This is a genomic window from Nostoc mirabile CHAB5784, assembly GCF_020829645.1.
Classification (GTDB): Bacteria; Cyanobacteriota; Cyanobacteriia; order Cyanobacteriales; family Nostocaceae; genus Nostoc; species Nostoc mirabile.
This window is the reverse complement of sequence record NZ_JAIVFS010000028.1, coordinates 43,905-65,504: the sequence shown is the minus strand read 5'-3', so window position 1 is coordinate 65,504 and position 21,600 is coordinate 43,905. Positions and strand designations below refer to the sequence as shown.

The window sequence follows — 21,600 nt, the reverse complement described above, 5'->3', positions numbered from 1 at the left end:
AAACTAATTATCCAAACCTATAGCCAAAACCTCGTACAGTCACAATATATTCGGGATGACTGGGGTCTTGCTCTAATTTTTCCCGCAACCACCGAATGTGAACGTCTACAGTTTTACTATCGCCAACGAAATCTGGCCCCCAAACCTGATCTAGCAATTGTTCGCGTGACCATACCCTGCGGGCGTAACTCATAAACAGTTCCAGCAAGCGGAACTCTTTGGGGGAAAGATTCACCTCTAGACCACGAACTAGCACGCGGCATTCTTGGGGATTCAAGGTGATATCCTTGAATTTTAATACTGGTACTTGTGGTAAATTACTTAGGCGTTGGCGGCGGAGTAGAGCACGACAACGAGCCACTAACTCGCGCATACTAAAGGGTTTGGTCAGGTAGTCATCTGCTCCCACCTCTAACCCCAGCACGCGGTCAGTTTCACTACCTTTAGCACTCAGCATTAAAATTGGTACTGGGTTTCCTTGATGACGCAGCAAACGGCAAATATCTAGCCCATTGATTTGAGGCAGCATCAAATCAAGAATGAGCAAATCAAAGGGAAGTTCCCCCGAATTTTCAAAACTTTTGAGATACTCTATAGCAGACCGCCCATCGGGTGCTGTTGTCACCCCATAACCTTCCTCTTCAAGGGCTACAGCTAGCATTTCCTGGATTAATTCTTCATCTTCTACTACTAGAATTCGGCTGGTTTGTCCAATGTCCGTTCTAGCAGAGTATTTGGTCGATTCAGTGGTATACATTGATATCACAAAAGTCTGGGACTGTGCTTGTATCAATTAGGATGATTAAATCTATTATCTAGCCTTACTGCAACCACGCTTCTACTAGGGTTGATTCTTTAGATTTTCTTTATAAAAAGTAACATAAGCCACAGCACCCTGCTAAATCAAAAATCACTCTTAACAATAGGACAATAGGGAGCAGGCGATCGCAAAATAAATTTTCATCTTTTGTTGTTAGGAATTACGCAAAATATCTCTCAAACTCTTATTTCTCCGTGTCGCGCCAGTTGCTTCTCCCTACAGCCCTTCTCAAGACAGGAGACGCTGTTCGCGTTCGGGCATCCTACGGCAGGCGCTAGCCTCTCACGAATGGGATTCGGGGAGACGCGCAAGGGACAAGTCTCTTAACCGCAAGGGCGCACTGGCTTCTCTGCGCCTAATAAGGTTCGTTATTCCGTAACTCTTGCGTAACTCCTAGTTATGTGACGCAATTTAGATGAAGGATTGTCTTGACAAAAGCAGATTAAGTTGGGTATATTTACTTTAGTACAAAAATACTATACAGTCTCAAAGGGAAAACTATAGCACTTTTCCTTTGTATGTAATACACTCCGGCCTCTCTCTAGGTTTGAATTTTACTCCCCTTCCAGCGACAAAAGTTTTTCTGTTTCCCTCTCCTCGTAGGAGAGGGTTAGGGAGAGGTAGGTCAGTATTGGACTCAACTGAGAAACGCTACATACCTGAAAAACATAAGGACATATATGTGGAAAATTTGTACTACTTAAGTGTCCTCTGCTGATCTTTCCGTATTTACACTGCGTTAAAAATGTTGATTTAAAAGCTATTCTGATGTCTGCATAGGGTAGTCATTGGTATGGCTTGCTACCCAATAAATCATTGCCTATTGAAGGGAGTTGGAAGATGACTACAGTTGGAGTCAAGGACAGCAAACAACAACTAATGCAAGCATTTCAACAAATTATTATTCAAAGAAAAAAGCTGGAATCTAAAATAGCAACCAAACAAGAGGAAGCAGAAAAGGCAAAAAGTCAAGAAATTCTGCAAACAGCTTCTGCATATACGGTTGATAGTATTGTCAAAGGTTTAGCTGATTTACAATTGGAGTTTGGCAGTATTCTCAATGGATTATCTGAAAAACTAGCTCAGGAAAATTCCAAGTTAGATGAATTAAACCGAGCTATAGAAATTGAAACTCAACGCTTACTAGAGCTTCAACAAATCAGAGTTGTAGCGGATACTCTAGACATTTTAAGTCAAGAACACCAAGAAAAATTAAAAACCTTAGAACAAGATACTATCAGCAAAAGGGAAACACTAGAGAAAGAAATTACAATCAGGCGGAAAGAATGGCAAAAAGAGCAAGCAGAATATGAAGATAAACTCCAATCATATAACGATTTATTAGCCAAAGATCGCCAGCAAGAACAAGAAGAATCTCAGTATAAGTTAGAAACTAATCGTAAACTAAATACAGATAGCTACGAAGCGATAAAGCGTCAACAACAAAGGGAAATACAAGAAAATTCTCAAAAGAAAGAGAAAGATTGGGCAGAACGAGAAAAGATATCGGCTGAACGTCAACCACTCTTTGCAGATTATGAACAAAAGGTAACTAAATTTCCTAATGAGCTGGAAGAAGCCATTAAGAAAGCTAGGGAAGAAGCAATTAAAGAAACAAGCCAAAAAGCTAAAGTTGAAGCTGATTTATTTGAAAAAGAATGGGAATCTAACAAACAGAGTTATGAACAAAAAATTCAATCTCTGGAAGAAACAATTAAGAAACAGTCTGAGCAAATAGAAGGGATTTCTGCTCAATTGCAAACTGCATTAAAACAAGCACAAGACTTAGCTATGAGGGCTTTTGGTAGTTCTAATCCTAAATAGTTATGAGTTTGTTGCGTCTTAATCATTCTTAATTCCTGAAGAGGAGGTTTGTTGTGGTGGTGAAAAAGCCGACTGATAAGAATACTAAGGTAGAAATTCTTCAGGCGTATGAGGAGTTAGCTAAAGAAAAAGCAGCGCTGAAATCGCAACTTGAACAAGTTGCTAAGGAAAACCAGTCTGGAACTCAAGAACAGCCTAAATTAGAACAAAAAACAGCTATGACTCAGCTTTCTAGTGTCCAACAGAAGATGAACAATACAATTGAAAGCTTGGCGAAGATTCAATTAGGTTTTGGCAGTGCTGCTAATGAATTATCAGAACAGCTAACCACAAAAGCTTCTAAGTTAGAAGAAATCAGGCAAACTTTAGAAGAAGAAATTCAACAATTAACACAACTGCACAATTTAGAAATTTCTGATGATATTTTGGATACTCTCATCCAAGCTTATGAAGATAATACTAAAGCTTATCAGGAAGAATATAGCCAGCGTTCTGAACTGTTATTTCAAGAAATATTAGAGCAAAGGAATACTTGGGGAAAAGAACAAGAGGAACAGCAACGGGCGATAAAAGAACGGAATGAAAACTTGAATAAAACTCGGCAACGCGATGCGTCAGAGTATAAGTATAATTTAGAACTCCAGCGACAATTGCAAAGTGACGAATACGAACAAGAGCAGAAAGCACTATATAAGCAACTGGAAGAATTACTACAAGAAACAGAAAAACAGTGGGCTGAACGCGAGAAAGCAATTTCTGAGAGAGAGAAACAATTTGAAGAATTAAAAGCAAAGGTAGAGACTTTTCCGAAAGATAAAGAAGCAGCCATCAAAAAAGCTACAGAAGAAGGCAAAGGCATCGCCCACTACCAAGCTAAAGTAAAATCAGATTTATATTCTAAAGAAGTGGAAGGGCAAAAGCGTTTTTATGAACAAAGACTGCAATCTCTAGAACAAACTATTACTAATCAAGAGACGCGGATTCAAAATCTTTCTAAACAACTTGAATCTGCCCTGAAACAAGTTCAAGATTTGGCAGTTAAAGCTATTGAAGGTACTTCAAATGTTAATTCATATCAGGCTATTAAAGAAATAGCTTTAGAACAAGCAAAGACTCAAGCGAAAAACAAATAAGCTGATTTCTTTTTGATGACAATTGTAGAGACTTAAGGGATTTCTAAGAAATAAATTATCCAAATAAACGTAGACGCAAAGCGGTGAAGCAGCGCGGTCTTGGGGGTTTCCCCCATGAGCGACTGCTGAACCCGGAGGGCTTGCCGAAGGCTACCACTCCAGACGCAGAGAACACAGAGAGAGAAGAAATAGAGAGAATTTTCGCGTCAGTTTTGGAATATTTTTTTATTTGGAAGTCCCTAATTTAAGTCTCTACAAGGAACTATAGTAGTTCTCGGTTGAGTAGGTACAGAACCCCACCTCCAACCCCCTCCCCGCTCTTCGAGAGCTTACTCTGATGTACACTTAATATAATGCTTTTTATTCGGTTTTGCTTGGTTTTTTGATGTCTGCGGGAGGCTGTGGTTTCTTCTTCTTTGTTCCGGTAGCTTTTGTTTGCTTAAATGCTTGATTGGAATTTTGTTCTTGACTAGACATAATACTAAATTTTAAAATTTACTACAATATTATCTACATCACGGGCATTGTTGATTACAGAAATATATCACAGAAAATTGAAGTTTAACTAGAAAAAGTTAGTAAATAATGTTACATCTGTAGGAAGCTTCACTTTTAACTGAATAAATACAAATCTTAATATATGAGTCAGCGAGTTTAAGTGCAGGGCTATTTCATTCTCATATAGCCCGCCTCAGAATGAATTCACCAGTCTAATAGCGAAAGTCATCTAAAGAGGACTGAGGAGAGGTTATAGTCCGTTAAAAGGGACTTTAGCTATAAGAGAAAAACTTTAGTTATGGGCGGTTTATGTCTAGAACGAAATAGCCCTAAGTTTAAGTGTATTGGGTGGGCAATTTAACCAAACTTGATATTACTGCGCTAATGCCTCACGTACCCACTGCCTAAATGCTCGTCGCGCTGTACTAGATCCTTCTGTAAAGCTAAATTGCAAAAACTGCAATATTCCTTCAATCACAGGCAAATTCCCAAATGTAGGACTAGTTTGCATCTCAACGTATTCTGCTTGATTTAAGACAAATACTTGCAACTTACCGCCTCCGTAACACCAAAGTTCAGGTACACCCAACGCCACATAAGCACTAAGCTGGGTCTTTGAGGTAACATCGATTTCAATTGCTAAATCTGGTGGTGGATCAACTGACAAATCTAACCGTCGCTTGCCGATCATTTGGCGAGCATTTTGGATATAAAAACAGGTATCCGGTTCTACACCTGCTGCCATTTGCGATCGCTTAAATGTTGTCGAGCCGTAAGGTTCCCAGTCAAGTCCTAACTCATCCAGTACAATTTTAACCATGTCGCCGATTAATTCTTTGTCAACTTCATGTTCTGGTGAAGGCATCCGAATCTCTAACAGCCCTTGATAGTAAGCAACTCGTGCAGCGCGATGTTCTCCAAGTTCCTCTAGAATTGCTTCAAACTCTGCCCAACTGATCTCGCGCAATGTCAAGTACTGCCCTGGTTGAACCTCGATCTGGCGCAGTTGCAGTTTAACAACCATTTCATCCTCCGTACCGTTCACTCTTTAGCTAAAACAAATAGCCGGACTGGTTAAAATAATTCGTAATTCGTAATTCGTAATTCGTAATTCGTAATTCGTAATGACGCTCTCTACGAAACACTGCGCGTAGCGTCTTGTAGAGAAGCCATCCTGAAGGCGTTGCCTCTCGAACGCGAGTGCGTCTCCCCGAATCCCATTCGTGAGAGGCTAGCGCCTGCCGTAGGATGCCCGAAGGGCTGTAGGGAGAAGAGAAGGCTTTACGCTGCGCTAACGTAATTAAGTTTTGTAACGGGGATTTAGACCCTCCGCAACAGACTTGTCCAAAAATGTCAAGCAAAGGTAGAAAAATCTAGATTCGGTGGAATATCCTGAATCCGGCCAGGCCCGATCGCTCGCAACGCTTCTTTGAGTAAAATATCCCCAGTATACAAGGCACGTCCGACAATCACACCAGTCACGCCTTGAGGTTCTAATGCCAACAAACTCAATAAATCGGTGACAGAACTTACCCCGCCAGAAGCAATTATCGGGATGGAAATTACTGCTGCAAGTTCTCGCAAAGCATCTAAATTGGGGCCGATAAGTGTACCGTCACGGTGGATATCTGTGTAAATTATGGCGGCTGCACCCAATTCTTGCATTTGTACAGCCAGTTGGGTTGCTAAAACTTCTGAGGTTTCTAACCAACCGCGAGTTGCTACGCGGCCATTACGAGCATCAATGCCGATAATAATCTGTCTAGGAAATTCTTCACACAGTTCTTGCACTAGCTGGGGTTGTTCTACAGCGATGGTGCCGAGAATTGCCCACTGTATGCCTAGATTGAATACTTGTTGCACGCTGGTGCGATCGCGCAATCCTCCACCAATTTCAATAGGCACTGACACCGCTTGTGCGATCGCTTCAATTGCCCCCAGGTTTACTACTTTACCTGCTTTGGCACCATCTAAATCAACTATATGTAATCTGGTAGCACCTTGATCTACCCACTGTTTGGCAACATCAGCAGGATTTTCGCTAAAAACTTGCGAGCGATCGTAGTCTCCCTGATACAGTCGCACACAGCGACCTTCTAATAAATCAATCGCTGGAATTACATCCATTTACTTCTTCCTCATTGCAATTAAAACCCTAGCTATAGCTGGGTTTATTATCTTTAGTTTTTCATTTTTAACATTTTTGAGGGGTCTAAGTCCCTCGCTTCTAAATCGCGACAAGTTTTGCGGTGGGGTTAAAATCCCCAGACGCTCTCGAAGAGACGCTAAAAGCGAACGCGGACTCGCTAACGCAACTCTTAGAGACGCACTCGCGTTCGCTAATGCAAAACAAAATTTACGTTAGCGCAGCGTTAGCGAGTCCGCGAGCGTCATTACGAATTACGAATTATTTTAATTGCCTTACAGCTTGCCCAAAACCTAGCACAAGCAAGATATTAGAAAGGGTCAAAAATAATTCTGCACTACCGTGCAACCAATCTACATCGGCCAAAAACTTGCCATAATGCAATACAGCATAAATCCCTGCTGGGATGGTGATGGCAACAAAGACGAGAGTGCCGTAAAATCCATACAGCGCTAAACGCGGCATTTGTGGACTGCGGCTGATAAACCACAAGAAACCCAAATAGGGAAACAGTGAAAGTGCAAACAGGGTTTCTTTAGAAATCATTGCTCTGATTTTATAGGTTTTGGTTCGACAGTGTTAGGAGACTTGGTAGAACGCCAAATCAAATACGCTGCTGCCCAAAGCGTAAAATTACCAACTAAGGTCATGGTAGCTTGAAGCGTTACCAACCATTCTAGAGATTCAGCGTTGTCGAAATAATGCCAGGTACAGGCACACATGGCGCTGACTAAAGCTGGTAACATGGCAAGGGATAATCCCCACCAATTGCGATTATTAGTGAGTTCGCCGTAAGTCCAAATTAACCAAATGGCGACAATCCACTCAATAACGCTAGAAATATGAATAATCCAGGTGGGAATCGAAAGGGCGTGCATAAGAAAGTTAGGAGTTAGGAGTAGAGACGCGATTAATCGCGTCTGTTAGGAGTTAGGAGTAGCACTGTCAAGGTGATATGTAGCTTGAATTTTATATTTGTTTCAACAAAATCTTCACTTGTTCTTTTAGAATTTTAAAGATTCCGAGTTCAAAGGCTCAACGTCCGAGTTCAAAGGCTCAAGTGCCGAGTTCTGAGGCTCAAGTGTCGAGTTCAAAGGCTCAAGTGTCGAGTTCAAAGGCTCAAGTGTCGAGTTCAGAGGCTCAACGTCCGAGTTCAGAGGAGGTTCTAACTATCTTCTGCACTATTCAAAGTAGAACTTGGCAATGAGTTTACCATCTGTATCAGGGACAGAGATTCATTTAATAATAACTATTAATCTAAAATCCAAAATCTAAAATCCAAAATGGTCAAGATGCGGGCGTTATTGTCTGGATATTACGGTAAAGGTAATGGTGGTGACGAAGCTTTGTTGGCAACGCTTTTGCAAATGTTACCATCTCACGTAACCCCTGTGGTACTTTCGGGGAATCCAGAGGAAACGCGCGATCGCTACAATGTAGAAACCTGCGATCGCATGGCTCCCTTACCTGTACTACAAGCTTTACGCTCAAGTGATGCCTTGATTTGGGGCGGCGGGAGTCTCATTCAAGATGTTACCAGCACTATCAGCCCATTATATTATGGGGGACTGATGGCATTGGCGCAAAAAATGGGTTTGAAAACTGTTGCTTGGGCGCAGGGTATTGGCCCGTTAGTGCGTCCGCAAACTCGTTGGTTGGCACGGCAAACCTTTGGTAATTGTACCAAAATTAGTGTCCGCGATCGCGCCAGTGCTGCTTTATTATTTGATTGGCAAATTCCTTGTATTATAGCTCCTGACCCGGTTTGGGCGTTGGAATCTAAACCAGTTCCAGGACTTTGGGATTTACCTGCGCCGAGAGTTGCACTAACGTTGCGATCGCATCCCCAACTTACAGAAACACGTTTAGCAAACTTAACTCGTGCTTTGGTTGACTTTCAAAAAGCTACGCGGGCTTTTATTTTACTACTGCCATTTCAAAAAAGTGAAGATTTAAGTATTGCCGAAGCCATCCAACCACACCTTAAAGATGTCAGCAAGATTTTATGTCTGGAAGATCCGCAACTTTTGAAAGGTGTGTTTCGCGGCGTGGAGATGGCAATTGGGATGCGCCTGCACAGCTTGATTATGGCAGCATCTGTTGGTTGTCGCTGCTTTGCTCTCAGTTATGATCCTAAGGTAAATCGTCTCATGGAAGACTTGGAAATGCCTGGATGGGATTTAGCTAGTTTACCAGATGACCCCAATTTGATTAGTCTGACTTGGATGGAGCATTACGCTAATGGTGATCCCTTATCACCAGAGCAAATACTATCTTTAGTAGATAGAGCATTAATGCACCGCGAGTTATTGAGCCAAGCTTTTTATAATAATTAAGACTAAAACCCCAATAAGCGGACGGATTGCACGCAACCGATAACCGCTATGGTAATCAATGGAAGCGGGGTTTTTGGTCAAAATTTTGTAAATTGATTCCGGTAAAAAATCAGTAATTTTCACAAGTTAATATACCAGTAAGATTGTGTAAAATATACAGACATAAATCTTGAGATTATTCCGATGATAAGCTTTGGCTTTTGGAACCTAATTATAGTAATCTTAGTTGCTTTAGTTCTCAAAAATAATTGGCGATTAGATGAAGAAAAGGCAGCCTGGAAAAATTCTTTATTCTTAAAATCTTCACTGATGCAACGGTTGATACAATTTTTTCGTCAACCAATTATTAACTTCCTCCTCCAAGCAGGTGTTGTATTAGTCGTTACAAGATTCCTCTGTTATACAGGTTGGCTAGTTTATTTTCTAAACCAGCCAGATCCACCTTTATGGGATTTTAAATGGTATTATGTGGCGAGTAAATTGGCTCATCAGCATTTGAGTCCTTTTAATTTAGAGATTTTTAATCAAAGTTTTTGTACCATAACTAAGGTGTGTGACTTTATTCCGCCGTTTGTCTATCCACCTAATGTTATTCCTCTCATCTGGTTTCTCGCTTATTTTTCGATCAATACTGCATTTACAATCTGGCTTGTAATGCATATATTAGCAATCGGTTTGGCTTTATGGGGGGCGAATATCCTGCTGGAGTCGAATTCGCTAGCTTTGAGAACTATTTGCACAATCTCGGTTGTCTTGATTTATGGCGTAGTTCGCGATCTTCAAGTTGGTAATGTTGCAATTTTTATTGCAGTTCTGATCTTATGGATGTTTATCTGGGCTAGAAAACATCAGGATATTCCAGCAGGAGTTTGCTTGGGGCTTGCCCTTTGTAAACCAACATTAGCTGCATTATTCGTTTTATATTTTCTACTTAAAAGACGGTTTTATCTAGTTTTTGTATCTGTTGTCACAGTAACTGTTCTAGCATTTTTAGGTCTAGCCTTGACAGGTAATTCTTTGACACAATTCCTGTCGGATGCATCTCGTGGATTTTCACTCTGGCAAAACGATCCCTCAGTTAGCCCTTATATTTCGATTAGTCGCCTGGATTTGATGGTTGTGGGCCCGAGATTACTTCCCAATAACCCATTCTTTGCCAAGCTTTTTTCAAACTTAATTGTTCTGATACTTGTTGGTTTTGCCGGTTGGTACTGGTATCTACAACAATCTCTCGCCGACTGGTCAAAAAATATATATTTAGCAGAAATGGTACTAGTTTGTTGCTTGAGTATTGGCATTAACTATTCACAGGAAACTAGTTCTGTGATGTTAATACCTGCTGTTATTTTTTTGCTAAATGATTTGCTCTATCAGATCAGGCATTGTAAATTCTCTAGGAGAAGAATGTCTATTTGGTTAGCAGGGGTTTGCTGTCTTGCAGTGCAAACAGCAGTTATTCATGGCTGGCTCATCGGCTCTCTAGCAAATCGCTGGAACGTGAAAGCAGGGGAATTGCCATACATTATGAAAGTAACTATTTTCGCCCTACCGAGTTATGCAGTTTTAGGTATCACCCTGAGTATTTTAGTCTTAGCAATTAGTTCCCTTCGTCAAAAACAGGTTATGAAATATGATTAGAGAAAATGCAATCTTTGGTGGATGGTGCTTTAATGCACTGTGAGTTGTTGAGTGAAGCCTTGAGTTAAGTTTTTGTCTAGATATGAACAGGGAAAATGGCATATAAAATATATGTGGATGGCTAACAGCTAAAAGTCTATTACCTTACTCAAACACAGCGCTAATGGTTTGAGTCATTAACAAACCGAAATGTTTATTAACCCTTAAGATATTGGTGAGCAGTTAAGTTCCCTAAACCAATTCAGTCAAGATTTAGCAAGAATATTTTCCATTCTCCAAGTTCCGATCTTAGATGAGAATCTAATTTGAAAATAGGGGTTACTGATTCGTTTTACCGCTAACAATTCCTGACCATTGAACTTTTTTCTCTTTCTCCCGGCGGTAAGAAAAGAAATGCTCTGGAGTTTGGAAAGTACAATAAGGTGCGATCGCAATTTGTTCTGCACTAATTCCCATGTTTTCCAGTTGTAAGGTATTCACTCGCCGCACATCAAGCCGTACCTTTCCAGGATTGGGATCTTCTAGTAAGGGTGAATTTGGTAGCTCATGTAATGCTTGAACAATTTTTTCTTCGTCGTTATATGGTATAATACTAGCTCCGATTTCAGCAGCCACTTCGATAGAGACTTGGTAAACCTCACCAGCGATCGCTGGCCCCATCGCAATACGTAAATTATCGAGTTTGCTGCCTTGAGATTGTAATCGAGCGATCGCCAATGGGACAATCTTCTTGGCAGTCCCTCGCCAGCCTGCGTGTAATGCTGCCACCCGTCCAGTTTGCACATCCCCAATCAACACGGGTGTACAATCTGCACTAGCTACCCAAACGGCTTGTAGAGACTGTTCGCTAACTAAACCATCTGCCGATGCTAAATCTTCCTCAACAGTGCCCAAGAAGCTTTCAACTTCTTGGGGGGTGAGAACAGTATTGCCATGAACCTGCTTTAAGCGATAGACTAATGCCTCTGGTTGCAATACTTCTGTGATAACTTGTGGCGATCGCGGCCAAAACTGCTGGGTAAAGAAGCCGTGATGCCAACGTTCCAGAAGACTACAAGTTAGATAGGGCAGTCCTTCCCAATTGCGCCAGTGCCAAGTGTGCATCTTCAACCAAACCTAAACAGAAATCACTCATTAGCCAATCAATGCTAACTTGAACAACGGAATTTGGGTTAACTGCTGTGGGATTTAATTTGCAAAACTTGGAAGCAGCCTTGAAAGCAGGGCGTAAGTATACATATTTACCATTTTCCCTCCACTTTTTTGAAAGTGTCTCTTCAACAAATCAAACCCTCTGGAACTTACTCAACCAAGGGGCCATTTCAGGAACAGTAGTAATCGCAACTGTGCAATCTGCTGGGCGGGGACAATGGGGACGCCAGTGGATTTCTCCTGTTGGCGGATTATATGTTTCCGTGGCGATTTCTTTAGACCACAAAATAGAGGCTACTGACAGCTACCAGCTAACTTTTGCTACTGCTTGGGGAATTGCGTCTCAATTGCGCCAATGCGGTGTAGATGTTGGGATAAAATGGCCCAATGATTTAGTTTTAAATGGTCGCAAACTAGGCGGCATTTTGACAGAAACCAAAGTAAACAAAGGACAAATCACCCAAGCAGTAATTGGTGTTGGTATTAACTGGACAAACCCAGTACCCGAAACTGGAATAAATCTGGAATCGTGGCAAGCTTCCCAAGATTTCAGACCAATTTCTTGTCTGGAAATGCTAACCTCTACAGTCTTGCTGGGAATAGAATCCGGTATGGAGTGCCTTTGCCGAGAAGGAGTAAAGGTACTCTTGTCTCGCTATTTAGATTTGCTTATAAATATGGGCGATCGCGTCTACGTCAACAATCTTTCAGGTAAAGTAGTTGGGGTGACTCTTCAAGGAAATTTACGAGTTGATTTAGAAACACATGAGACAAAGGAACTAATTACACCGGAAATTTATATTGAACCCGGTACAATCAGTTTGGGGTACCATAAATCTTCCGTTTAAATTTGAGGTTTGTTCAAAATTCCGCTCTTTGGGCAAGACAAACCACTAGCATCATCTCTTTAGGCTAATTACACACAACTGAGAGAACAAATGACGCAGCGCAATAATTCTGCCCCTCATCGTTTGCATTACTTATGGCAGCAAGGTTTGACGAAAAAACGCTTTGCCTCGACGCTACCAGCCCAGAGCCTCTGTTGGCTGAGTAGCGTTAGCCTCCTTAGCGGCGGCTTTGTGTTTGCCCAAACGGAAACACAAATAGACAACATAGTTCCCACAGTTGAAAGTTCCCAGCCAACAGCAGTTACAAATCCAGTTAAAGCCTCTCTGCCAGACGCTACGCGTAGCTTGCTTCCACGAAGTGGTACGACTCCGCTCGGCTTGAAAAAGCAGGCTGTTGCACCCGAAGCCGCTCAAGCGCAACCGGAATTTTCCCAACGGCGAGCCAGACTCAGAAAGAGATTAGGCAAGCCAGAGGTTGCTCAATCAAAAGAGCCAGTTAGGCAGTCTACACCCAAAATCGAAGCTGCCCAACCTGTTGTGATTATTAGACAGTCAAAACCCAAGGTAGAAGCCTCCCAGGTTACTCCTGCACGGGTAAGACAGGAAAAACCCAATACCCCTTTCCGCTCTTTACCTGAAAAACTTCCAGAAGTTGCTCAACCATCAAATAACTCGAACAGCCCTGTCAGTGCAACGGCGGAAAAAACCAAGGATTATAATAACGCCTATATTGATCCTAATAGTTATGACAGTGGTGCGACAGGTACTTATCAAGCACCAAATTCTGTAATTGTCACAGAACGCTCCAGTGGTTGTCGAGCCATTTTGCCATCAGGGCAAAGTGTATTAGGCGGCGTTTGCGCCAAAGTACCGCAAAGGAGTGTAGCTGATTCTAATAGGAAACCAGCACCTACTTGGCTTAGAAGAAGTCAAAATGCACAATTACCAGTAGTTCCACCTGTGCGGCAGATTGCATCTTCTACTGGCAACACTAGCAGATGGCGTGGTACTCCAACTCAAAGTGGTTCTAGCGGTGTCACCAAAAGCGGATTTAGCCCTAATCGGTTTATTCCGAGTCCTGCCGAGTTCAGCCCCACGAGAGTGAGTGCAACTCCCATCGCACCCAGTGGCGGTACTTTACCTCCACCAATGGCAGATGGCAACATTGCACCCCGTCCCAGCAACGTAGCTTACGACTTCTCACTAGCATCAGTATTGCCACAAATCCCCTACACGGGGAGAGTTGCATATAGTGGTACGGGAATGATGTATCCATTGTCTATACCCGCTACCATTACTTCTGTATTTGGTTGGCGAGTTCATCCAATCACAGGTAATCAACGTTTCCATGCTGGTACAGACATAGGTGCGCCTACGGGTACGCCAGTTTTGGCCGCCGCCGCCGGTCAAGTGGAAACTGCTAACTGGTTGGGCGGTTATGGTTTAACGGTTACCCTGAATCACAAATCGGCTGAACAAACTCTCTATGGTCACATGTCAGAAATCTTTGTTCAACCTGGTCAGTGGGTACAACCTGGAACTGTCATCGGGAGAGTTGGTAGTACCGGGAACTCCACAGGCCCTCATCTGCACTTTGAAGTTCGCCATTTGACACCGAGCGGGTGGGTTGCTACTGACCCAGGCGTGCAATTACAAAGCGCCCTCAGCCAGGTAGTACGAGGCTTGCAAACTGCTCAGGTAAGCCAGGAACCAGGAAGCTAGAAGAAAGTTAGGAGTGAGGAGTGAAGAGTTATGAATTTAAAATTCCTAACTTCTGTACAGACGCGATTAATCGCGTCTCTACTTCTAACTTCTAACTTTTTTAGTTACAAATACCCGTGTTCTGCTAGGAATGCGGGTGTAATGCCATCCATACTAATTTCATCAGGGGCTGTGGTCTGTGAGTTTCCAGGGTAAACGAATTTTTCGACGTATTTGCCGAGAATATCCCCTTCTAGATTCACCAAACTTCCAGAAACCAAATAGCGAAGATTTGTATCGGTGTATGTGAGGGGAATTACTGCCACCTTGAACTGGGAGATTTCTGGCTCATAAGCGGCTACTGTGAGACTGATGCCATTAACAGCTATGCTACCTTTGGGGACAATATACCGTGCGATCGCCTCGGATGCAATAAAGGTCATTTCCCAAGAACTAGCAGTTTGTTCTGCCACTAGCAATCGACCAATGCCGTCTACATGACCCATCACAAAATGACCGCCAACTTTACTGCCCACCCTTAGCGACGCTTCTAAATTGACATATCTCTGTTGCCTTCGCTCACCTCCCAAAGTTGTGCGGCGTAGCGTTTCCGGTGAAGCCGTGGCAATAAACCCATCTTTTAAAACTTTTTCTACTGTCAAGCAAACGCCATCTACTGCAACACTGTCACCATAAGCCAAATCTTGCATAATTACTTCACCCGAATGGCTTACACAAGTAATTTGCCAAGAATCGCCCCCTAAGGGTTCCATCGTTCCTAATGCCTGGATTAATCCTGTAAACACGGCTTTTTTGTCAAACTAACTCTATTTATTGCCTACTTTTGCTTGAAATCAATTGGTAATTGTCACATAAATCTTGAACGTCCAAGTATATTTTTTGACTTTTTTTGGTATAGGGATATTAACACATTAGCATCCTTCACAAGGCATACTTGGGTAAGAAGGTTATTGTCGAAGAAGACCAATTTGACTTACTCTGGTTTTCACCACAAGTTCGGAGTTTAATAGAAGCAATTATAGAGAACGAATGCTTATGTTTATTACTGTCGCAAAACCGCCAAAAAAGGGGTACTATTTGTTACACGGCATCCAAGGCTATCGAAGCATTGTAGAGGCTTAGGCAATGATTGAAATGAAAGTCGCTGGCATAGCATTAGATGCCATAACCCGCAGCCCGATCGTACTTTTGAAAGATTCTTCAGATCGGCGGGCTTTGCCAATTTACATCGGTCAGGAACAGGCTAGGGCAATTATGGGTGCGCTGGAGAATCAGAAGCCTCCCAGACCCTTAACCCACGACCTGATTGTGAATCTTCTAGAGACTTGGAATATGACTCTAGAAAAGGTAATTATTCATTCCCTGCAAAAGGATACATTTTATGCGGCTTTAATTGTCCAGCAAGGCGAGGTCAAAAAAGAAATTGATGCGCGTCCTAGCGATGCGATCGCCATTGCCCTCCGTACAAATACCCCCATTTGGGTAATGGAAGAAGTTATTGCCGATGCTTCTATCCCTGTTGATCGTGATGCAGATGAAGCCGAACAGCAAGCCTTCCGTGAATTTATTTCCAATCTCCGTCCTGAAGATTTGATTAAGCGCTTTGGTAATGGCGACAGTTAAAAAAGTTATGAGTTATGAGTTATGAGTTATGAGTTAGGAATTATGAGTGATTTTGCTTCAACTCCTAACTCCTAAGCAAAAAAAGCTAGGAGTTAAGAGTTATGAATTACTTCCTTCAACTCCTAACTCCTGTACAGACGCGATTAATCGCGTCTCTCCTAACTCCTGTACAGACGCGATTAATCGCGTCTCCTAACTCTTTGTTAAAGATGCAATACCGACGCTTTGGGAAAACGAATCTGCGCCTCTCGGTTTTTTCTCTGGGAACAATGCGCTACTTGGCTTCTTTTGAAAATGCTCACCAGACCATTGAACAAGCCTTAGCGCTAGGAATTAATCATCTAGAAACCGCCAGAGGTTACGGCAAAAGTGAGGAGTATCTTGGTAGGGCGCTAAAAGCTGGGTTGTCAGTACCCCGAACGAGGCTTTATATCACTACCAAAATCTCAGCCACAGCAGATGCTGATACCATGCGTCGGTGCATCGACGAATCCCTAGAACGATTACAGCTAGATTATTTAGATTGCTTAGGCGTTCATGGCTTGAACACTTGGCAACATTTAGAGTGGGTGCAAGCCAAAAATGGCTGTATGCAAGCCGTAGAAGAAGCTGTTGCTGATGGTCGAGTCCGACACGTTGGTTTTTCCAGCCACGGGTCATTAGAGGTAATTCAGGCAGCAATTAATACAGATTTTTTTGATTTTGTCAATCTGCATTATTACTATTTTTTCCAACGGCACGCACCAGCGATTCAACTAGCTGCCGAAAAGAACATGGGCATTTTCATTATTTCCCCTGCCGATAAGGGAGGACGCCTCTACACACCACCCCAAACTCTAAAAGACCTGTGTTCTCCGTATTTACCTTTAGAATTAAACTATCGCTTTTTACTTTCTGATAGCCGTATTACTACTTTGAGTATCGGCCCAGCGAACCCAGATGAATTAAGGGAACCTTTGCGAATCGCTGACGATGATGGAGAGTTAACATCAGCAGAAATTTCTGTTTTTGAGCGGTTAGAAAATCACCAAAAAGTTGCTTTAAAAACTGATAAGTGTAGCCAATGTTATGCTTGTTTGCCCTGTCCAGAAAATATCAATATTCCAGAAGTATTGCGGTTACGAAATCTTGCAGTGGCATACGATATGACTGACTATGGGCAATATCGTTACGGAATGTTTGAAAATGCCGGTCATTGGTTCCCTGGAATGAAAGGCAACCGTTGTACAGAATGCGGTGACTGTTTGCCTCGGTGTCCAGAAAAGTTAGATATTCCAGCTTTGTTGGAAGATGCTCACCAAAAATTAAGTGGGAAAGCAGGTAGAAGATTGTGGGGATAGGAATGTAAACAGAAATCAGGAGTCAGAATTCAGTAGTCAGAATATCCGTTAACCTCAGTATAGGATTCACCACCCAGTCGCACACTCGTCATTCTAGCTCCTGAGTTGTTTGTTGTTAAAATTATATAAAGATTAAAAGAATTAGAAAGATCCGCCCAAGCTGGGGTATCTCGCCCAACAAAAGATGAAGATTAAAAAAAAAGAAATATCCTGCGCCAATCACTGACGGTTTTCCGCTACAGTGGACGGGCTGTAAGCCTAGTATGGACTACTAGCCGATCGCTTACTATTCTTCTGGCTAGTTTAACTTTAGTGGCTGGTCTTTTACCGGCGGCAATATCCTACATCAGTAAGTTAATTGTTGATGCAGTGGTATTTGCCTCTCAAGTTAACTCAGAAAGCAATGGTTTTGTCAATATTTATCCCTCCCTATTTTATGTAGGATTAGAAGCGATCGCTGTAATTTTACTAGCAGGCAGTCAACGGGGAATCATCATTTGTCAGTCGTTATTGCGAGCGCTAATGGGTCAGCGAGTGAATGTACTCATCTTAGAAAAGGCGCTGACACTGGATCTTAGGCAGTTTGAAGACTCAGAATTTTATGACAAATTGACCAATGCCCGACGAGAAGCATCAGTTCGTCCCCTTTCCTTAGTAAACCGCACCTTTGGGTTAGTGCAAAATGCTCTTTCCCTGTTCACCTACGGTATTTTGCTAGTAAATTTCTCAGGTTGGGCGGTGGTGGTGTTGATTTTGGCAGCTATGCCTGTATTTATTGCCGAAACAAAGTTTGCTGGAGAAGGCTTTCGCTTGTTTAGTTGGCGTGCGGCAGAAACTCGTCAACAGCACTACTTAGAAAATCTGCTAGCAAGAGAAGATTTTGTCACAGAAGTCAAACTCTACCAACTGGGAGAGATGTTGCTAGGGCGTTACCGCAACCTATTCGATCAACTCTATGGCGAAGACCGCGATTTGACTCTGCGGCGAGGACTGTGGGGGTATCTCCTGGGTTTAGTCAGTACGGGTGCTTTTTACTTAGCTTATGCTTGGATTGTACTGGAAACAGTGCGAGGTAAGATTTCCTTGGGAGATATGACAATGTATCTCACTGTGTTTCGCCAAGGACAGTCTACTTTCTCCAATGCCCTCACTTCTATTGGAGGAATGTATGAAGACAACCTATATCTATCAAATCTTTATGATTTTCTGGAAGAAGAAGTACCAACATCTTGGGGTAAAGCAACCATTGGGTTAAATCCTCAAGATGGTATTCGTTTTGAGAACGTATCATTTACTTATCCAGGAAGTTCTAAGCCAGCGTTGACAAACATTTCGCTGCATTTAAAACCCAGAGAGAAACTGGCAATTGTCGGTGAAAACGGTTCTGGTAAGACTACCTTAATCAAACTACTTACCCGACTCTACACCCCTGACTCTGGGCGAATTTTCTTAGATGGCTTGGACTTGCAGGAATGGGATGTGGATGTGCTGCGGCGTCGCATTGGTGTAATTTTTCAGAACTTTGTCCGCTACCAGTTTAGTGTGGGTGAGAATATTGGCGTAGGTGATGTAGAACATCTCGAAAATAAAACCCGTTGGCAAACTGCTGCCCAAAAAGGCATGGCCCAATCTTTTATTAACCAATTACCCCAAAGCTTCCAGACTCAGCTTGGTCGTTGGTTTAAGGGAGGACAGGAACTTTCTGGGGGACAGTGGCAGAAAATTGCCCTCTCTCGTGCTTTTATGCGATCGCAAGCAGATATCTTGGTGTTAGATGAACCAACATCAGCAATAGATGCCCAAGCTGAGTTTGAGATTTTCAATCATTTTCGCGCTATTACTCAAAATCAGATGGTACTTTTGATTTCCCATCGCTTCTCAACGGTACGAATGGCTGACAAAATCGTAGTTATAGAAAACGGGGAAGTTATAGAACAGGGAACTCACGAAGAGTTGTTACAGCTAAAAGGACGTTATGCCAAGTTGTTTATGTTGCAAGCAGCCGGTTATCAATAGGAAAGGAAGCTAACAGATTTTGTGAATTGAGATAGCGATGCCTACGGCGGGCTGCGCCTACGCTCACTTTCTACAAAGCACATAGCACCTCTATCAAACCATGTTAACCTGTTCGGTAAACATGGGTCACTAGACGCTCCGTATCGTTAAACATTGCTACCTGATAAAATTATGCAAATCACAAAACAGCGATACTATACCCCAGAGGAATATTTAGAGCTAGAAGAAGCTGCTGACTACAAAAGTGAATACATTGATGGGCAAATAATTCCTATGGCGGGTGGAACAGTAAATCACAATCGGATAGCTGGTAATTTCTATGCTATGTTAAACTTCGCGTTCAGACAAGAAGAATACGAAGTGTTTAATAGCGATATGCGTCTGTGGATACATCAAAAGCGTATCTACACGTATCCAGATGTGACAGTAATAGCTGGTGAACCAGAATTTTTCAACAACCGTACAGATATTATTACAAATCCCCAAGTTATTGTTGAGGTTTTGTCTAAATCTACTAAAAACTACGATCGCGAAGATAAATTTCAGGCTTACCGAACAATTTCTACTTTCCAAGAATATTTATTAATTGACCAAACTCGGATTCATGTAGAGCAATTTTCCAAAACTGGGAAAAAGCAATGGGCGTTTCGTGAATATGACGAAGAAGATGAAGCGATCGCACTTGTAACCGTACCCTTTGAGATTTCACTACAGGATTTATACAACAAAGTGAAGTTTGAGCCGGTTGAGTCGGAAGGGGAAAGTGCTGATGTTGAGGGATTGGGGTAAGGTGCGTAGGCGTAGCCCGCCGTAGGCATCGCAATTTAACGTAAAGTAAATAAAGTAAATTATTCAGTATGTGTTTTCTGAAGACAGAACAGCAGTACTATAATTAAAACAAAATCATGCCTACAGGTAAGGAGTATGAAGCTAAAATTGCAAAATATAACTGGGATGATTTAATCCAACTGTGGTCAGAAATTGAGTCAGGTGATACTCCTGGTTGGGGTGCAGGTAAAGCATTAGAATATCTAGTTTTACGAGCCTTTGAACTGGATGCCGCTGAAGTAACCTGGCCTTATAGCGTAAGAGTCGATGGAGACGAATTAGAACAAATTGATGGGGTAGTTTATTCAGAAGGATTAGCTTATATTATAGAATGCAAAGATGAATGTGAACCGATTGATATTTCACCAATTGCAAAGCTAAGAAATCAACTACTACGCAGACCTGCAACAATTACTGATATTGTATTTAGTCGTAAGGGATTTACACCAAATGCTGTGAAGTTAGCGAGATTGGTTTCACCCCAAACTATACTTTTATGGGAAGGAGAATAAATTAAGTATTCGCTCCAAAATAAATGTATAAGTAGGTCGCTAGTCAAAAAATATCGACATTGTATTGAACATGGTTTTCCCGATTACAATATTAGAATTGAGGCTAAAATATGACACAAGCTTATATATTTACAGAAGGAAATCAAGACATACTAATTTTAAACCGATTGCTACCACAACGTATTATTCAAGAAATTAAATTTGTAAATGGTTCGGGTAAGTATGGAGCGCAATCACTAGCGAGTACACTTTTGGTTACTAGAGCAATTCCTGTTGCTTTGGTGACGGATGCAGATACAGAAGATGATTCACTTGTTAGCGAACAATTAGACACACTCAATTATTTACTCCGTCAAGCATCTCCTGGTATTCCTTTTAAAGTTTTACTGGCAGTTCCAGAAATAGAGATAGTCTTAGTACAAAATCGTCCGTTGATTGAAAAATTAGCTGAACGTAGCTTTACTGATTTAGAATGGCAACTTGCTCAGAGCAAGCCAAAAAGATTTTTAGAAGCAGTTTTCGGCAAAGATACGCCAGTTATTCAGAAAATACTAACTAGTGCTAGTGATGATGAAATACAGACATTGCAACAACATCCATTAATACAAGACCTGATTAATTTTTTATCATCAGTTGCTGCTACACCTACAGTTTAAATTGATTAATAAATAATCAAAGCGAAGATTTAAGCCACTTTTAACGGTTTCTGAGGAAAAGTAATTGGCTCTGGCAAAGGTTTTCCTTGCTCTTCATACCATTCAATCAGAGATTCAATCACCTCTTGTCCGTGTTTAGCGGCTTCTTCATAACTCTTACCATGAGTGTGGAATTGCTGCCAAGGGAATTCCGGTAAGTGTACTAAGTAGCAATTATCCTCATCTGACCATTGAATTACCATACTGTAGCGATCGCTCATTATTCTTCCTCTATTTCTCCTAGTTGTTTCAAAACACGATTGACTTGCTTTTCCAAGTATCGGGGTGCATCGTCTCCATCTTTTCCCGCAATGGTAACTGGTTCATCAGGTATCAATGGGTGAGTCCAGAAGGTATGACTACCTTTTGCAGGACGATACACAAACCCAGTTTTCAACAAAATAGCTTTTAACTCTCTAATTTTCTTGGGCATCTACCCTAAATTTAAATCCTTTGATATTTCCCTAAT

Annotated in this window: 21 protein-coding genes; 12 read left to right on the top strand and 9 right to left on the bottom strand. The window is 41.9% G+C overall.

Going from position 1 to position 21,600, the window contains the following annotated elements:
• Window positions 1-7: 7 nt before the first annotated feature.
• A complete protein-coding gene (locus tag LC653_RS19230) occupies window positions 8-757 on the bottom strand; it encodes a winged helix-turn-helix domain-containing protein (protein WP_229496194.1) in 750 nt (249 codons plus the stop codon).
• Window positions 758-1,660: 903 nt separating this feature from the next.
• On the opposite strand from LC653_RS19230, the gene LC653_RS19225 reads away from it, so the two are divergent.
• Both LC653_RS19225 and LC653_RS19220 read left to right on the top strand, forming a co-directional pair.
• Window positions 1,661-2,644: a coiled-coil domain-containing protein gene (locus LC653_RS19225; RefSeq protein ID WP_229496192.1), complete on the top strand. Its 984-nt coding sequence runs from the start codon at window positions 1,661-1,663 to the stop codon at window positions 2,642-2,644.
• 53 nt (window positions 2,645-2,697) lie between these two features.
• On the top strand, window positions 2,698-3,777 hold the full coding sequence (locus LC653_RS19220) for a coiled-coil domain-containing protein (protein WP_229496190.1): 1,080 nt from the start codon (window positions 2,698-2,700) through the stop codon (window positions 3,775-3,777).
• Window positions 3,778-4,648: 871 nt separating this feature from the next.
• Here the strand turns inward: LC653_RS19220 and LC653_RS19215 are convergent.
• From LC653_RS19215 to LC653_RS19200, 4 genes are all read right to left on the bottom strand, one after another.
• Window positions 4,649-5,299: a Uma2 family endonuclease gene (locus LC653_RS19215; protein ID WP_229496188.1), complete on the bottom strand. Its 651-nt coding sequence runs from the start codon at window positions 5,297-5,299 to the stop codon at window positions 4,649-4,651.
• A gap of 329 nt (window positions 5,300-5,628) precedes the next feature.
• A complete protein-coding gene (gene hisA / locus LC653_RS19210; protein ID WP_229496187.1) occupies window positions 5,629-6,402 on the bottom strand; it encodes a 1-(5-phosphoribosyl)-5-[(5-phosphoribosylamino)methylideneamino]imidazole-4-carboxamide isomerase in 774 nt (257 codons plus the stop codon).
• 280 nt (window positions 6,403-6,682) lie between these two features.
• Window positions 6,683-6,967, bottom strand: a complete 285-nt coding sequence (locus LC653_RS19205; RefSeq protein ID WP_229496185.1) for a DUF3593 domain-containing protein — start codon at window positions 6,965-6,967, stop codon at window positions 6,683-6,685.
• Window positions 6,964-7,299 (bottom strand): DUF2499 domain-containing protein, encoded by a 336-nt coding sequence (locus LC653_RS19200; protein WP_118167662.1) that lies wholly within the window; start codon window positions 7,297-7,299, stop codon window positions 6,964-6,966. The genes LC653_RS19205 and LC653_RS19200 overlap by 4 nt, the downstream gene beginning before the upstream one ends.
• 414 nt (window positions 7,300-7,713) lie before the next feature.
• On the opposite strand from LC653_RS19200, the gene csaB reads away from it, so the two are divergent.
• Both csaB and LC653_RS19190 read left to right on the top strand, forming a co-directional pair.
• The gene (gene csaB / locus LC653_RS19195) at window positions 7,714-8,757 is read left to right on the top strand and encodes a polysaccharide pyruvyl transferase CsaB (RefSeq protein WP_229496183.1); all 1,044 of its coding nucleotides are present in this window, start codon (window positions 7,714-7,716) and stop codon (window positions 8,755-8,757) included.
• A gap of 480 nt (window positions 8,758-9,237) precedes the next feature.
• A complete protein-coding gene (locus LC653_RS19190) occupies window positions 9,238-10,395 on the top strand; it encodes a glycosyltransferase family 87 protein (RefSeq protein ID WP_229496181.1) in 1,158 nt (385 codons plus the stop codon).
• Window positions 10,396-10,713: 318 nt separating this feature from the next.
• On the opposite strand, the gene pgeF is transcribed toward LC653_RS19190, so the two are convergent.
• Window positions 10,714-11,499 (bottom strand): peptidoglycan editing factor PgeF, encoded by a 786-nt coding sequence (gene pgeF / locus LC653_RS19185; RefSeq protein ID WP_229496179.1) that lies wholly within the window; start codon window positions 11,497-11,499, stop codon window positions 10,714-10,716.
• A gap of 77 nt (window positions 11,500-11,576) precedes the next feature.
• On the opposite strand from pgeF, the gene LC653_RS19180 reads away from it, so the two are divergent.
• Together LC653_RS19180 and LC653_RS19175 are read left to right on the top strand one after the other, a co-directional pair.
• A complete protein-coding gene (locus LC653_RS19180; RefSeq protein WP_229496177.1) occupies window positions 11,577-12,395 on the top strand; it encodes a biotin--[acetyl-CoA-carboxylase] ligase in 819 nt (272 codons plus the stop codon).
• Window positions 12,396-12,485: 90 nt separating this feature from the next.
• Entirely contained in the window at window positions 12,486-14,117 is a 1,632-nt protein-coding gene (locus LC653_RS19175) for a M23 family metallopeptidase (protein WP_229496175.1), read from the top strand.
• A 104-nt stretch (window positions 14,118-14,221) separates the two neighbouring features.
• Here LC653_RS19175 and LC653_RS19170 read toward each other — a convergent pair whose 3' ends face one another.
• Entirely contained in the window at window positions 14,222-14,902 is a 681-nt protein-coding gene (locus LC653_RS19170) for a riboflavin synthase (RefSeq protein WP_229496173.1), read from the bottom strand.
• A gap of 340 nt (window positions 14,903-15,242) precedes the next feature.
• Here LC653_RS19170 and LC653_RS19165 point away from each other — a divergent pair, with 340 nt between their 5' ends.
• From LC653_RS19165 to LC653_RS19140, 6 genes are all read left to right on the top strand, one after another.
• Window positions 15,243-15,740, top strand: coding sequence for a bifunctional nuclease family protein (locus LC653_RS19165; RefSeq protein WP_012406891.1), 498 nt, complete (start codon window positions 15,243-15,245; stop codon window positions 15,738-15,740).
• Window positions 15,741-15,949: 209 nt separating this feature from the next.
• Window positions 15,950-17,080: an aldo/keto reductase gene (locus LC653_RS19160; protein ID WP_229496241.1), complete on the top strand. Its 1,131-nt coding sequence runs from the start codon at window positions 15,950-15,952 to the stop codon at window positions 17,078-17,080.
• A gap of 207 nt (window positions 17,081-17,287) precedes the next feature.
• Entirely contained in the window at window positions 17,288-19,096 is a 1,809-nt protein-coding gene (locus LC653_RS19155; protein ID WP_229496239.1) for an ABC transporter ATP-binding protein, read from the top strand.
• Between the two features lie 171 nt (window positions 19,097-19,267).
• On the top strand, window positions 19,268-19,885 hold the full coding sequence (locus LC653_RS19150; protein WP_229496171.1) for a Uma2 family endonuclease: 618 nt from the start codon (window positions 19,268-19,270) through the stop codon (window positions 19,883-19,885).
• Window positions 19,886-20,001: 116 nt separating this feature from the next.
• On the top strand, window positions 20,002-20,436 hold the full coding sequence (locus tag LC653_RS19145; RefSeq protein ID WP_229496169.1) for a restriction endonuclease: 435 nt from the start codon (window positions 20,002-20,004) through the stop codon (window positions 20,434-20,436).
• Between the two features lie 110 nt (window positions 20,437-20,546).
• Window positions 20,547-21,092, top strand: a complete 546-nt coding sequence (locus tag LC653_RS19140; protein ID WP_229496167.1) for a hypothetical protein — start codon at window positions 20,547-20,549, stop codon at window positions 21,090-21,092.
• Window positions 21,093-21,121: 29 nt separating this feature from the next.
• On the opposite strand, the gene LC653_RS19135 is transcribed toward LC653_RS19140, so the two are convergent.
• A complete protein-coding gene (locus tag LC653_RS19135; RefSeq protein WP_109012102.1) occupies window positions 21,122-21,352 on the bottom strand; it encodes a type II toxin-antitoxin system HicB family antitoxin in 231 nt (76 codons plus the stop codon).
• Window positions 21,352-21,564 carry a type II toxin-antitoxin system HicA family toxin gene (locus tag LC653_RS19130; protein ID WP_229496165.1) on the bottom strand — a complete coding sequence of 71 codons (213 nt, stop codon included), beginning with the start codon at window positions 21,562-21,564 and terminating at the stop codon, window positions 21,352-21,354. Before LC653_RS19130 ends, LC653_RS19135 begins: the two co-directional genes overlap by 1 nt.
• Window positions 21,565-21,600: the final 36 nt, after the last annotated feature.

Bases quoted from the DNA above. Each gene is read 5' to 3' on its own strand.
- LC653_RS19230 (WP_229496194.1), bottom strand. From the start codon at position 757: ATGTATACCACTGAATCGACCAAATACTCTGCTAGAACGGACATTGGA.
- LC653_RS19225 (WP_229496192.1), top strand. From the start codon at position 1,661: ATGACTACAGTTGGAGTCAAGGACAGCAAACAACAACTAATGCAAGCA.
- LC653_RS19215 (WP_229496188.1), bottom strand. From the start codon at position 5,299: ATGGTTGTTAAACTGCAACTGCGCCAGATCGAGGTTCAACCAGGGCAG.
- hisA (WP_229496187.1), bottom strand. From the start codon at position 6,402: ATGGATGTAATTCCAGCGATTGATTTATTAGAAGGTCGCTGTGTGCGA.
- LC653_RS19205 (WP_229496185.1), bottom strand. From the start codon at position 6,967: ATGATTTCTAAAGAAACCCTGTTTGCACTTTCACTGTTTCCCTATTTG.
- LC653_RS19200 (WP_118167662.1), bottom strand. From the start codon at position 7,299: ATGCACGCCCTTTCGATTCCCACCTGGATTATTCATATTTCTAGCGTT.
- csaB (WP_229496183.1), top strand. From the start codon at position 7,714: ATGCGGGCGTTATTGTCTGGATATTACGGTAAAGGTAATGGTGGTGAC.
- pgeF (WP_229496179.1), bottom strand. From the start codon at position 11,499: ATGCACACTTGGCACTGGCGCAATTGGGAAGGACTGCCCTATCTAACT.
- LC653_RS19175 (WP_229496175.1), top strand. From the start codon at position 12,486: ATGACGCAGCGCAATAATTCTGCCCCTCATCGTTTGCATTACTTATGG.
- LC653_RS19165 (WP_012406891.1), top strand. From the start codon at position 15,243: ATGATTGAAATGAAAGTCGCTGGCATAGCATTAGATGCCATAACCCGC.
- LC653_RS19160 (WP_229496241.1), top strand. From the start codon at position 15,950: ATGCAATACCGACGCTTTGGGAAAACGAATCTGCGCCTCTCGGTTTTT.
- LC653_RS19150 (WP_229496171.1), top strand. From the start codon at position 19,268: ATGCAAATCACAAAACAGCGATACTATACCCCAGAGGAATATTTAGAG.
- LC653_RS19145 (WP_229496169.1), top strand. From the start codon at position 20,002: ATGCCTACAGGTAAGGAGTATGAAGCTAAAATTGCAAAATATAACTGG.
- LC653_RS19140 (WP_229496167.1), top strand. From the start codon at position 20,547: ATGACACAAGCTTATATATTTACAGAAGGAAATCAAGACATACTAATT.
- LC653_RS19135 (WP_109012102.1), bottom strand. From the start codon at position 21,352: ATGAGCGATCGCTACAGTATGGTAATTCAATGGTCAGATGAGGATAAT.
- LC653_RS19130 (WP_229496165.1), bottom strand. From the start codon at position 21,564: ATGCCCAAGAAAATTAGAGAGTTAAAAGCTATTTTGTTGAAAACTGGG.